At 64.0% G+C, this 12,640-nt stretch carries 9 protein-coding genes and 1 pseudogene; 6 read left to right on the forward strand and 4 right to left on the reverse strand.

Annotated features, from left to right (window positions below; all coding sequences use genetic code 11):
* Positions 1-7: 7 nt before the first annotated feature.
* Together AB8Z38_RS11840 and AB8Z38_RS11845 are read right to left on the reverse strand one after the other, a co-directional pair.
* Positions 8-1,180, reverse strand: coding sequence for a M20 aminoacylase family protein (locus AB8Z38_RS11840; protein ID WP_369725232.1), 1,173 nt, complete (start codon positions 1,178-1,180; stop codon positions 8-10).
* A 318-nt stretch (positions 1,181-1,498) separates the two neighbouring features.
* Positions 1,499-2,668, reverse strand: coding sequence for a M20 aminoacylase family protein (locus AB8Z38_RS11845; protein ID WP_369725234.1), 1,170 nt, complete (start codon positions 2,666-2,668; stop codon positions 1,499-1,501).
* Positions 2,669-2,843: 175 nt separating this feature from the next.
* Between AB8Z38_RS11845 and AB8Z38_RS11850 the strand changes: the two are divergent.
* The 5 genes and pseudogenes from AB8Z38_RS11850 to AB8Z38_RS11870 all read left to right on the forward strand — a co-directional run bounded on the left by AB8Z38_RS11850 (position 2,844) and on the right by AB8Z38_RS11870 (position 7,404).
* Positions 2,844-4,462 (forward strand): annotated as a pseudogene (locus AB8Z38_RS11850) (GMC family oxidoreductase).
* A gap of 185 nt (positions 4,463-4,647) precedes the next feature.
* Positions 4,648-5,592: a metallophosphoesterase gene (locus AB8Z38_RS11855; RefSeq protein WP_369725236.1), complete on the forward strand. Its 945-nt coding sequence runs from the start codon at positions 4,648-4,650 to the stop codon at positions 5,590-5,592.
* A 24-nt stretch (positions 5,593-5,616) separates the two neighbouring features.
* Positions 5,617-5,955 carry a cupredoxin family copper-binding protein gene (locus AB8Z38_RS11860; protein ID WP_369725237.1) on the forward strand — a complete coding sequence of 113 codons (339 nt, stop codon included), beginning with the start codon at positions 5,617-5,619 and terminating at the stop codon, positions 5,953-5,955.
* Positions 5,956-6,094: 139 nt separating this feature from the next.
* Positions 6,095-6,643, forward strand: coding sequence for a sigma-70 family RNA polymerase sigma factor (locus tag AB8Z38_RS11865; RefSeq protein ID WP_369725238.1), 549 nt, complete (start codon positions 6,095-6,097; stop codon positions 6,641-6,643).
* Complete coding sequence (locus tag AB8Z38_RS11870) at positions 6,640-7,404, forward strand: anti-sigma factor (RefSeq protein WP_369725240.1); 765 nt, start codon at positions 6,640-6,642, stop codon at positions 7,402-7,404. Before AB8Z38_RS11865 ends, AB8Z38_RS11870 begins: the two co-directional genes overlap by 4 nt.
* 65 nt (positions 7,405-7,469) lie before the next feature.
* On the opposite strand, the gene hpnO is transcribed toward AB8Z38_RS11870, so the two are convergent.
* Positions 7,470-8,861, reverse strand: a complete 1,392-nt coding sequence (gene hpnO, locus AB8Z38_RS11875; RefSeq protein ID WP_369725241.1) for an aminobacteriohopanetriol synthase HpnO — start codon at positions 8,859-8,861, stop codon at positions 7,470-7,472.
* 142 nt (positions 8,862-9,003) lie between these two features.
* Between hpnO and AB8Z38_RS11880 the strand changes: the two genes are divergently transcribed.
* Positions 9,004-9,627, forward strand: coding sequence for a DUF2147 domain-containing protein (locus AB8Z38_RS11880; RefSeq protein ID WP_369725242.1), 624 nt, complete (start codon positions 9,004-9,006; stop codon positions 9,625-9,627).
* Here the strand turns inward: AB8Z38_RS11880 and AB8Z38_RS11885 are convergent.
* Positions 9,595-12,183: an MMPL family transporter gene (locus AB8Z38_RS11885; RefSeq protein ID WP_369725244.1), complete on the reverse strand. Its 2,589-nt coding sequence runs from the start codon at positions 12,181-12,183 to the stop codon at positions 9,595-9,597. The two genes, AB8Z38_RS11880 and AB8Z38_RS11885, sit on opposite strands and share 33 nt — an antisense overlap.
* Positions 12,184-12,640: the final 457 nt, after the last annotated feature.

Raw genomic sequence — 12,640 nt, forward strand, 5'->3', positions numbered from 1 at the left:
CGTGGCCTCACGAGGCGGCCAGCTGCTCCTCGACCAGCTTGACCCAGTAGGATGTGCCGAAGACGATCGCCTCGTCGTCGAAATTGTAGGCGGGGTGATGCAGGCTGGCGCTGTCGCCGTTACCGCAGAAGATGAGGGCGCCGGGCCGCGCTTCCAGCATATAGGCGAAGTCCTCGCCGGCCATTTGCGGCGGCATCTCGTACACATTGCCGTCGCCGGCGATCTGCTTGGCGATCCGCCGCGCCACCTCGGTCTGCGCCGCGTGGTTGTTGGTCACGGGATAACTGTTCTTGTAGGACAGGTCGATCTTGGCGCCGGTGATCTGGGCCACGCCGGCCACGACTTCGCGCACGCGCTTCTCCACGAGCTTGCGCGCTTCCGCCGTCAGCGCGCAGATCGTGCCTTTCAACTCCGCCGTTTGTGGAATGACGTTGCGGGTATTGCCGGCGTGGAATTCGCAGATCGAGATCACGGCAGAGTCCAGCGGATCCACGCTCCGCGCGACGATCGACTGCAGCGCGGTGATCAACTGCGCACCGACCAGAACGGAATCAACGCATTTGTGCGGACGCGCCGCGTGGCCGCCGAGGCCCTCGATCTTGATGTCGACCGCATCGGTTGCCGCCATGATCGGGCCCTGCCGGATCGCGAACGAGCCGATCGGAATGCCGGGGCCGTTGTGCATGCCGTAGACCTGATCGATAGAGAAACGCTCCATCAGCCCATCCTTGACCATGGCCGCGCCGCCGGCACCGCCCTCCTCGGCCGGCTGAAAGATCACGACCGCATCGCCGGCGAAGTTGCGGGTCTCGGCGAGGTAACGGGCTGCACCCAGCAGCATCGCGGTGTGGCCGTCATGGCCGCAGGCGTGCATCATACCCGGATTGACCGAGGCGTAAGGCAGCTTGGTCTGCTCCTCGATCGGCAGCGCGTCCATGTCGGCACGCAGACCGATCACCTTGAGATCGCCGCTCGTGGGCTGCACGCCCTTGATCAGGCCGACGACGCCGGTCCGGCCGATGCCGGTCACGACCGCGTCGCAGCCGAATTCGCGCAGGCGATCCGCCACGAATGCTGCCGTACGGTGAACTTCGTACAGCAGCTCGGGATGTTGGTGGATGTCCCGCCGCCAGGTCTGGATGTCGGGTTGAAGGTCGACGACACGGTTCACGATGGGCATGGTAGTTCTTGGGATCCTAGCTGGCAGGCCCTGTGGAGCAGGCAAGAGCGGGCCAAACCGAACAAATCTTTACATCGTAAAGATACGTAGGGGCCGAACGCGGGGCTCGTCAAGCTAAATCTTGACAGTGTCAACTTTGAACAAGTGTCACTGAATTTGCACCGTCGTTTCGGCACGGCGCGAGCGCCACATCCGGAATCCTGAGATTCCAGATGCTGCACATTGGTGTTCGATGCTTTACGTCGTCCCTGGAAATGACGGATCAAGAAATACCCGGTCAAGCCCCGGCATGACCAAGGGATAGAAAGTGGGATTAGCTCACGCAGCGAGCTGCTCCTCGACCAGCTTGACCCAGTAGGACGTGCCGAAGACGATGGCCTCGTCGTCGAAGTTGTAGGCGGGGTGATGCAGGCCGGCGCTGTCGCCGTTACCGCAGAAGATGAAAGCGCCGGGGCGTGCTTCCAGCATGTACGCAAAATCCTCGCCGCCCATCAGCGGCGGCATCTCAAGGACGTTGGCGTCGCCCGCGACCTGCTTCGCAATGCGCGTCGCGACATCGGTCTCCGCAGCGTGGTTGACCACCACCGGATAATTGTTCTTGTACTGCAGATCGATCTTCGCGCCGGTGATCTGCGCCACGCCCGCCACCACCTCGCGCACGCGCTTCTCGACGAGCTTGCGCACCTCCGGAGACAGCGTGCGGATGGTCCCCCTCAGCGTAGCAGTTTGCGGAATGACGTTGCGGGCGTTGCCAGCATGGAACTCGCAGATCGAGATCACGGCCGATTCGAGCGGATCGATGCTGCGCGCGACGATTGACTGCAATGCCGTGATCAGCTGCGCGCCGACCAGCACGGAATCCACGCATTTGTGCGGGCGCGCGGCGTGGCCACCGAGGCCCTCGATCACGATGTCGACCTCGTCTGTCGCCGCCATGATCGGACCCGGCCGGATCGCGAACGAGCCGACCGGAATGCCGGGCCCGTTGTGCATGCCGTAGACCTGCTCGATGCCGAAGCGCTCCATCATGCCGTCCCTGACCATGGCCGCACCGCCGGCGCCGCCCTCCTCGGCCGGCTGGAAGATCACGATCGCATCGCCGGCGAAGTTGCGGGTCTCGGCGAGATAGCGCGCGGCGCCCAGCAGCATCGCGGTGTGTCCGTCATGGCCGCAGGCATGCATCTTGCCCGGAATCTTGGAGGCGTAAGGCAGGTTGGTCTGTTCCTCGACAGGCAGCGCGTCCATGTCGGCGCGCAGACCGATCACCTTGAGCCCCTCGCCGGCCGGCTTGTTGCCCTTGATCACGCCGACCACGCCGGTCTGGCCGACCCCGGTCACGACCTCGTCGCAGCCGAATTCGCGGAGGCGATCCGCGACGAATGCTGCGGTGCGGTGGACGTCGTACAGCAGCTCGGGGTGCTGGTGGATGTCGCGCCGCCAAGCCTGGATGTCGGGTTGAAGGTCGGCGACGCGGTTCACGATGGGCATGGAGGGATCTCAAGCTTTTGTTGGGAACAGAGGACCGTCTAGCATGCAAGCGGCAGTCCACCCAACTCCCACAGGCCGGACCTGGCCCTGCCCTCCAGACATGGCCGGGCTTGTCCCGGTCCGCCGCCTCTGCCTATTAGGACAGCACGTGAGGTGACCATCCGGGTGACGCAAAATGCCAAGACGGCTCGAAGGTGAGTATGATTACATTGTCGTCGGAGCCGGCACGGCGGGCTGCATCGTCGCCAACCGGCTCTCGGCCGATCCCGGAATCGGGTGCTGATCCTGGAGGCCGGCGGTGACGACAACTGGATCTGGTTCCATATCCCCGTTGGCTATCTGTTTGCGATCGGCAACCCGCGCTCGGATTGGATGTTCAAGACCGAGCCCGAGCCGGGCCTGAACGGTCGCGCGCTCGCTTATCCCCGCGGCAAGGTGATCGGCGGCTGTTCGGCGATCAACGCCATGATCTCGATGCGTGGACAGGCCGCCGATTACGATCATTGGCGCCAGCTTGGGATGACCGGCTGGGGCTATGACGACGTGCTGCCGTCGTTCAAGCGGCTCGAAGACCACTTCCTCGGCGCGAGCGAGCATCATGGTGCCGGCGGCGGCTGGCGCATCGAGGCGCCGCGACTGTCGTGGGACGTTCTCGATGCCGTCGGCGATGCCGCCGAGGAGATGGGCATCAAGCGCATCCCGGATTTCAACACCGGCGACAACGAAGGCACGAGCTATTTCCACGTCAACCAGAAGCGCGGCCGGCGCTGGTCGTCGGCGCGCGGCTTCCTCAAGCCCGCACTGAACCGCCCCAATCTGCGGCTCAAGAAGCACGTGCTGGTCGACCGTCTCGTCATCGAGCAGGGCCGCGCCGTGGGCGTGCGGTTCATCCAGAACGGTGAGATCGTGGAAGTCCGCGCGAGGCGCGAGGTGGTTCTCTCGGCGGGCTCGATCGGCTCGGTCCAGGTGCTGCATCGCTCCGGCATCGGTCCCGCCGACTGGCTGTCACCGCTCGGCATCGACATCGTGATGGACAAGCCCGGCGTCGGCCGCAATCTGCAGGACCATCTCCAGCAGCGTGCGATCTACAAGGTCGAGGGCGTGCGCACGCTGAACGAGACCTATTACAATCTGGTCCGCCGTGGCCTGATGGGCCTCGATTACGCCTTCCGCCGCCGCGGACCCTTGACGATGGCGCCCTCGCAGCTCGGCATCTTCACGCGCTCCAATGCGACGCGCGCGCGCGCCAACATCCAGTTCCACGTGCAGCCGCTGTCGCTCGACAAATTCGGCGATCCCCTGCACCGCTTCCCCGCCATCACCGTCAGCGCCTGCAACCTTCAGCCGACCTCGCGCGGCACCGTGCGGCTGCGCTCGGCGGCACCTGACGAAAAGCCGATCATCGCGCCGAACTATCTGTCGACCGCCGACGACCGCCAGGTCGGCGCCGACGCCATCCGCACCACGCGGCGCTTGATGCAGCAGAAGGCGCTGGCCAAGTACAGCCCGAGCGAATATCTGCCCGGCCCCTCCGTCGGCGGCGACGATGCCTCGCTCGCCAAAGCCGCCGGTGATATCGGCACCACCATCTTCCATCCTGTCGGCACTGCGAAGATGGGCGCGCCGAATGATCCGATGGCGGTGGTTGACGAGCGCCTGCGCTTCTACGGCTTGAGCAGTCTGCGCATCGTCGACGCCTCGATCATGCCGACCATCACCTCAGGTAACACCAACACGCCGACCGCGATGATCGCCGAGAAGGGCGCGGCGATGATCTTGGAGGATGCTAAATGAATGCGTAGCCCGGGCGGGCGTGGCGAAATCCGGGAGAGGACGCACGATAGATCCCGTATTCCGCTACGCTCCATACGGGCTGCGCATCCAGCCGGCTCACGAAATCGTCATCGCATCCGGGAATAAACCCGCCGCTCCCCCGGTCACTTCCCCGACGCCCAATTCCGGGCCGGAGGAGATGCGCGATGAGCGGACACGATCACGGCGAAGACGGCGTCAGCCGCCGCAAGGTGCTCGAATGCATGACCTGGGCCGGCACCGGGGTGCTCTGGACCGTCACGGGCGGCGTGCCGCGCTCGCTCGGCCTCATCGATTCTGCGCAAGCCGCCACCGCGGCCGCGCCCGGCATGACCTTCCTCCAGATCAGCGACAGCCATGTCGGCTTCGACAAGCCGGCTAACCCCAACGCGCTGGGCACGCTTGAGGAGGCCGTCAACAAGATCAATGCAATGCCGGCCAAGCCGTCGTTCATGATCCATACCGGCGACATCACCCATCTGTCCAAGGCCGCTGAGTTCGACAATGCCGACCGGATCATCTCGCAGTCCAAGCTGGACGTGCACTACGTCCCCGGCGAGCATGATTTCCTCGACGAAGAGGTGAAGTTCTATCGCGAGCGCTACGGCCGCGGCACCAAGGGTGCGGGCTGGTACTCCTTCGACGCCGGCGGTGTGCACTTCATCGGACTGGTCAACGTCGTCGACCTCAAGGCCGGCGGTCTCGGCAATCTCGGCGCCGAGCAGCTTGCCTGGCTCGAGGACGATCTCCGCGGCAAGTCGAAATCCACGCCTGTCGTATTGTTTGCGCACATCCCGCTCTGGACCGTCTATCCGGAATGGGGCTGGGGCACCGAGGACGGCGGCCGCGCGCTCGAATACGTCAAGGGCTTTGGCTCGGTCACCGTGCTGAACGGCCACATTCACCAGGTGATGCAGAAGGTCGAGGGCAACGTCACCTTCCACACCGCGCGCTCCACCGCCTTCCCGCAACCGGCGCCGGGCGCCGCGCCCTCGCCCGGACCAATGAAGGTCGAGGACGCCAAGCTCCGATCGATGCTCGGGGTCGCCAGCGTCAACTTCAAGCAGAACGAGCAGCGGCTCGCCATCATCGACACGCCGCTCCAGGGTTGATCCAAGTTCGAACGGAAGCTGACAATGAAGAGACTCAATCGCCGCGACTTCGCCGTCGACTTCGGCCTCGCTTTGGCCGCGGCTATCCTGCTGCCCGTCACAAATGCCCGTGCCGACGACAATATGGAAATCCATATCGACAATTTCGTCTTCCAGCCGGCCGAGCTCAAGATCAAGGTCGGCACGACGGTGACCTGGACCAACCGGGACGACATTCCCCATACCGTGGTATCGGCCGGCAAGTTCAGGTCCAAGACCCTGGATACCGACGACAAGTTCTCGTTCACCTTCACCAATGCGGGCGACTACAAGTATTTTTGTTCGCTGCACCCGCACATGACGGGGATGATCAAGGTTGAGTAACGTCTCGAACCAAGGCATCTCTATTCTGCCCGGCCGGTGGTCCCACCCCGGCCGGGCTCGCGCGGCTTCGCTCCAATCCAAAGACGCTGCGAAGGAAGAGACCCAGTACGAAACGCAGCAAGAGGCAAAGCGAGAGGCGATGCCCGTCAGCGACGATTTTCAGAAGGCACAGCGCTTCCGCGAGGCGGCGTTGCCCTATCTCGACGACGTCTACACGCTCGCACGCTATCTGCTGCGCGACGCCTCCGATGCCGAGGATGCGGTGCAGGAGTGCTATTTGCGCGCACTGAAGCACTTTGACAGCTATCGCGGCCCCGCGATGAAGCCGTGGCTGTTCGCGATCCTGCGCAATGTCTGTAACGCCGAATATGCAAGACGCGCGCATTCGCACGCCGGAATCGAGGACACGCCCGGCACGGCCGACCAGACCCCGATCTGGCAGGAGACCGAGGCGAGCCCGGAAACCGAAGTGCTGCGCAGCCGCGACGCCGGGGCCATTCGCAAGCTGATCGACGCGCTCGCCGAACCGTTCAGGGAAACCTTCGTGCTGCGGGAGATCAACAACCTGTCCTACCGTGAAATAGCCGAGGCCGTCGGCGCCCCCGTCGGCACCGTGATGTCCCGCCTCGCACGCGCGCGCGCGATGCTGCGCGCAGCCTGGATGGCGGAAGAGGAGCACTCGAAATGACCTGCGACGAAGCAAAGATCCTGCTTCACGCCCTGCTCGACAACGAGCTCGATGCCGGACACGCGCGCGAGGTCGAGGCACACATTGCAAACTGCGCGTCCTGCACGGCCGAGTTCGCTGCACAACGCGAAATGCAGCGTATGCTTGCCGATTCCAAGCTGCGCTATACGGCACCGGTGGGCCTGCGCGCCCGCATCGAGGCGTCGCTGCCGCAACCACAGCGCCAGCCCAGCCGCCGCTCCGTGCTGCGCGGCTTCGCGATGGGGTCTGCGGTCTCCGCGCTCGCCGCCTCCGGCGTCGTTGCTGTCGTGCTGCGCCAGGACGACCAGCAACGCATCCTCTCGGAAGTCGTCTCCGCCCATCTGCGCTCGCTTCAGGCGGGCCACCTCATCGACGTGGTCTCGACCGATCAGCACACCGTGAAACCGTGGTTCAACGGCAAGCTCGACGTCGCCCCGCCCGTGATCGATCTCACCGCGCAAGGCTTCACGCTGGTCGGCGGCCGGCTCGACTATGTCGATGCACGCGCGATCGGTGCGGTGGTCTACCGGCGCCGGCAGCACATCATCAATCTGTTCGTGTCGCAGACCGCGAGCACCGAGCATCGGCCGCCGAAGACGCAGACCATGCAGGGCTTCAACTGCCGCCGCTGGGGCGAGCGCGGCCTGAATTTCTGGGCCGTCAGCGACATCGGCGGCGACGAGCTCGCCGAGTTCGTCGACAAGTTCGAGGCGGCGATGAAGGCGAATACGGAGGGGTAGACGCTAACCCCACACCGTCATTGCGAGGAGCGAAGCGACGATTGCCGAAGCGTCTCAGCAAGTGATTACGCCGACCGCCGCACCGCGTTGTCCACCAGCGTCTTGCCGAGCGACCAGATCGCGCCCGGGACCTTGTGGCTGCCGGCGATGACGTCGTCGAAGGCGCGCTCGATCCAGTTGCAGTCTTCTTCGGTGATGGTGAGCGGCGGCAACAGCTTGATGGTGTGGCTGCCATGGCCTGCCACCTGGGTCAGGACCTTGTGGTCCTTGAATAGCGGCACGGTGATCAGCTGGCAGAACAGGCCCTTGTTGGCGGCCTCCAGCACGTTCCAGGAGGCCCGCAGACGCAGCGATTTCGGCGGGCCGAACTCGATGCCGATCATTAGGCCCTTGCCGCGCACTTCCTTCAACAGTTCGTAGCCGGGCACCATGCGCGTCAGCGCGAGTCGAAGCTCGGCGCCGCGCTTCGCGGCGGACTCGATCAGCTTCTCGGATTCCATGACATCAAGCGTGGCAATGCCCGCGGCCATCGCGAGATCGTTCTTGGAGAACGTCGAACCGTGCACCACCGCGCGGTCCATCTGGTTGAAAATTTTGTCGAAGATGCTCTTGCGCGTCAGCACGGCGCCGACCGGCACGTGGCCGCCCGACAGCGACTTCGACAGCAGCACCATGTCGGGCTCGACGTTCCAGTGCTCGACCGCGAGGAAGCGGCCGGTGCGGCCCATGCCGGTCTGGATCTCGTCAGCAACGAACAGCGTGCCGTACTTCTTGCAGAGCGCAGCCGCCCCCGGCAGGAACTCGTCGGAGGGCATGTTGACGCCCTTGCCCTGAATCGGTTCGACGACGAAGGCTGCGACCTCGCGCGAGGCCAGCGCTTTTTCGAGCGCGGCGAGATCGTTGAACGGGACCGAGGTGCACCCCGGCAGCAGCGGCTCGAAGCCGGTGCGGAAGTTCGAATCGCCCGTCAGCGACAGCGCGCCATAGGTCAGGCCATGATAGCCGTGGGCGCAATAGACGATACCCGGGCGGCCGGTCGCGCCGCGCGCGAACTTGATTGCCGCCTCGACGCATTCGGCGCCGGAATTGGCGAAGAACACCTTGTCGAGATAGGGAACATATTTCAAAAGCCGCTCGGCGAGCACGCCGGCGAGCACCGAGACGTCGAACTGGACCAGGTTGGGCAGATCGGCATCGAGCACGCTTTTCAGGGCGTCGCGCATCACCGGATGATTGCGCCCGATCGCGAACACGCCAAAACCGGACAAAAGGTCGAGATAGCGCGCGCCGTCGCGATCGAAAAGGTACTGCCCCTGCCCCTTCTGGAAGCCGACATCGTAGCCGATGGTCTTGAGAACCCGGACGAACTGCTCGTTCAAATAACGATTATGCAGGGAGCTACGCTGGGCCTGGCGGTCCGCGAATAGCTGAGACATGTCTGGATTTGGACTGTTCATCCGCTACATACTTCGGTTGAGGGCCGCTTCGTCAACTGAAAACGGTCAGTAAACAGAAAAGGATCTGTGCGGCCTTTTGCCCTTTTTCGGACCATCTTCGCAAGCACAGCTTTAGACCATGTTGCACTGCCAAGGAACACTCATGCGTTTGGCCATTTACACCGGAATTATACTGGCTGGTGGTTACACCTGCCTCACTCCCGCGCTCGCAGCCGATCCGACCGGCGACTGGCGGGTCGCCGATGGCGTCGCGAACATTCGCGTCGCGCAGTGCGGCGGCAGCATGTGGGGCGCCGTTTCCTGGGAAAAGCAGCCCGGCGGCCGAGACGAGAACAACCCGGATGTGTCAAAAAAGAACAGGCCGACGCTGGGCATGGCCACCCTGATCGACATGAAGAAGAAGCCCGGCGTCGATCAATGGGAAGGACAAGTCTACAACGCGAAGGACGGGCAGCTCTACAGCGCGACCATCACCCCGGCTGGAACCGACCAGCTCGAGATCAAGGGCTGCGTGATGGGCTTCCTGTGCGGCGGGGAGACCTGGACCCGAGTCGGGCCGCCGATCCCCTCGAGCCCTGCCAATGCCATGGCCAAGGGTATGCCAAAAACCACCGGCACGGCGTCCAAGGCCGCCCCGACCGGGTCCGCAGCTCCGGCGACCGGAGCTCAGAAAACCGCTGCCGCGGCCAAGCCCGGTCAGAAGACTGCCGCCGACCCCGTCGGCGACATCTGCCTACTCCCTGAGATTGCGGGGTTTGCCCATTAGAGCCGGCTGGAACAGCAGCACAGCGGCGAGCGTCGTCACCAGCGACAGCGCCAGCAGCTTGCCCATGCTGGACGTGCCGGGATGGCTCGACAGCCACAGGCTGCCGAACGCGGTCGCCGTCGTCATTGCGCTGAAAAAGATCGCGCGGGTCAGGCTGGTCTGAAGCAGGTTTGTCCTGCCGGAGCGCCAGGCCACGACATAATAGATCTTGAAGGCGACGCCGACGCCCAGCAGCAGCGGGAAGGCGACGATGTTGGCGAAGTTGAGCGGCAGGCCGATCAGCACGCAGATCTCGAGCGTCACCGCGCCCGCAACCAGAAGCGGTACCAGCGTCATCAGCACGTCGGTGATCCGCCGCAACGTGGCCCACAGCAACAGGCCGATCACCAGCAGCGCGTAGATGCCGGCATGAATGAAGGCGTTCACCACCGTGTCGCCGGACTTCAGGATCGAAACCGGTCCGCCGATCGCAGTCGGCTCGGCGGCAAGCACCGCTGCGGCGAACTTGCGCAGCGTATCGTTATCATTGGGATCACCCTTGGGCTGCGCCTCGACGCGGATGATGCCGTCTTTGCTCTTCCAGGCGTTCACGAGGTCGGGCGGCAATGACTTCAAAGTGACCGGCTCGGCCTGCATCGCCTTCCGGAGCTGATCGAACACGATCTTCATCGGCGTGACGAAGACATCTTGCGCCTTGTTACGCGTGGCCTCGTCGGCATTGGCGAGCTTCTCGAGTGCGTCGGCGAGCCGGCGCGAGGCGACTGCGCCCGGGCCCTTGCCATCACCGGCGGTCCTGCGCAGATTGTCGACCGAGGATTTCAGCGCCTCGACGTTTTCCTGGTCGGATGGCGCCACGTCGATCTGATCCGGGTTGAGTGCGGGGTTCAGTATCTTGGCACCCTGCGCAATCAGCTTCAGCTTTGGTTGCTGGTCCTCCGGCACGAAGCTGTCGAGCGACATCACCCGCAGCACTTCCGGCACCTTCTCCAGCCTGGCCTCGACCTGCTTCGCCTGCTCCTCGGACGTGGTCATCACGTTGATGGCATTGGCGCCGGTGTTGGGATCCTTGCGCAGATCGAGGAAGGTCGCGATCGATTCCGCCTTGGGGTTGCGCAGGTTCATCGGGTTGAAGTCGAACTTCAAGAAATAGAGCAGCGGCAGGCCGGCGAGCGCCAGCAGCAGCGTGCCACCCACGACCAGCACGCGGTGCTTCTCCAGGAAGCGATCGAGCGGCGCCAGGAAGGCATAGCCGACCGGCTCCACCTCGCCGGGCGGGTTCAGCAGCTTCAGCATCGCCGGGAGTACGGTGATGCTGGAGAAGAATGCCACCAGCATGCCGACGCCGGCGATCTGGCCGAGCTCGGAGATGCCCTTGTAGTCGGTCGGCAGGAAGCAGAGGAAGCCGGCGGCGGTCGCCATCGCAGCAAGCGACAGCGGCACCGCGGAGCGCTTCGCGGCAAGCACAAGCGCGCCCGAGAGATCGTCGTGCTTGTAGCGCTCCGACCGGTAGCGGACGCTGTACTGGATGCCGAAATCGACGCCCAGTCCCACGAACAACACGGCGAACGCGATCGACAGCAGGTTGAACGAGCCCACCATCATCAGGCCGGCCGCGGTCGTGAGCGCAAGGCCGACGAAGAGATTGACGAACACCGCGAAGATGATCTTCGCCGAATGCAGCGCCAGCCACAGAATGACCAGCACGACCAGCACAGTGCCGATGCCGTTGACGATGGCGCCTTCCTGGACGGTGGCGTATTCCTCGTTGGCGATCGGGACAGGGCCGGTCAGCCGCACCCGCGCCTGGTATTTGGTCGGGAAATCCAGATCGGCGGCGGCCTTGCGGATCGCGTCGGTAGCGGCCTTGCCGGGCTCCAGCGCGTTGTAGTCGAGGATCGGCTTGAACTCGATGAAGGCGCGCTTGTCCGAATCCGACAGCGGCTGGTCGCTGACGAGCTCGCGCCAGGAGAAGCTCGCGTTGCCCTTGTTGAGCACGGTCTCGACGGTCTGGGCGATCTGGTTGAACGGCCGCTCGGTGTTGTCGAGCTTGACCTGGCCGCGCTTGACGCCGGCAAGCCCGGTCTCCAGCGCGCCGGTCAGGCCGCGGATCGAGGGATCGCCGGCCATGATCTCGATCAGGGGGGCCGCGGATTCGAACTGGTTGGTGATCTTGGCGACTTCCTCGGTCGGCAGGAACAACAGGCCGTTCTTCTCGAAGAACTCGCCGGTACCAAGCTGCTGAATCGACTGGAAGTTGGTCTTGTCGCCCTTCAGCTTGGCATAGAGCGCGTCCGCCGCCGCAGTCGTCATCTCGGGCGTCTTTGCCTCGACCACCGCGAGAATCGTCGCGTCGCGGTCGAAGGCCCGATCAAACTGCTGGTCGCGCTGGCGCCAGTCCAGATTTTGGGCAATCAGCGAATTGATGTCGGTGTTGATGGCGAAGTGCCGGGATGTGTAATAGCCCGCCCCGACTGCCAGCAGGAGCCCGAGAACGACGACGAGGGAGGCAAACCGGGTACAGGCCCTGACGATGACTACGACTACGCTTTGCAGCACGTCTTTTCTTTCTGGTGTTAACAGCTTGCCGAAAACGCCCGCTGTGTATCGGAGTTCCGGGGCGAAACCTATTGCTGTTTTGAGTGGTTCCGGCGGGAACAAGGTTCGACGTCAACGCCGGGAGACGATGGCAAAATCATCCGGGGCGGCCGGTATAGCCGGGGAGTTGAGGCGGTAAAGTGGCGAAGCGGTGAGCACAAAGGGTGCGATCTTGCCGACGCCAACCGCTGCATTATAGTACCGCGGCGGTCCCATTGGGATGAGCGTTGCCGGGAACCCAGGGTTCCCCACCTTCCCTTATTGCCGATTTTTTGACACAAAGGCCCAGCATGCGCGGGGGCCTCGGTGGGGCGTTACCGCGGTCGCGAGAGCAATGGTGCGGATATTGCAGTGCGGGCAGTATCTAGGTGCCGCCGGGCACAATTGAGCGGGATTGGTGCAACTTGCCTGATGGACG

Source organism: Bradyrhizobium sp. LLZ17, assembly GCF_041200145.1.
Lineage (GTDB): Bacteria > Pseudomonadota > Alphaproteobacteria > Rhizobiales > Xanthobacteraceae > Bradyrhizobium.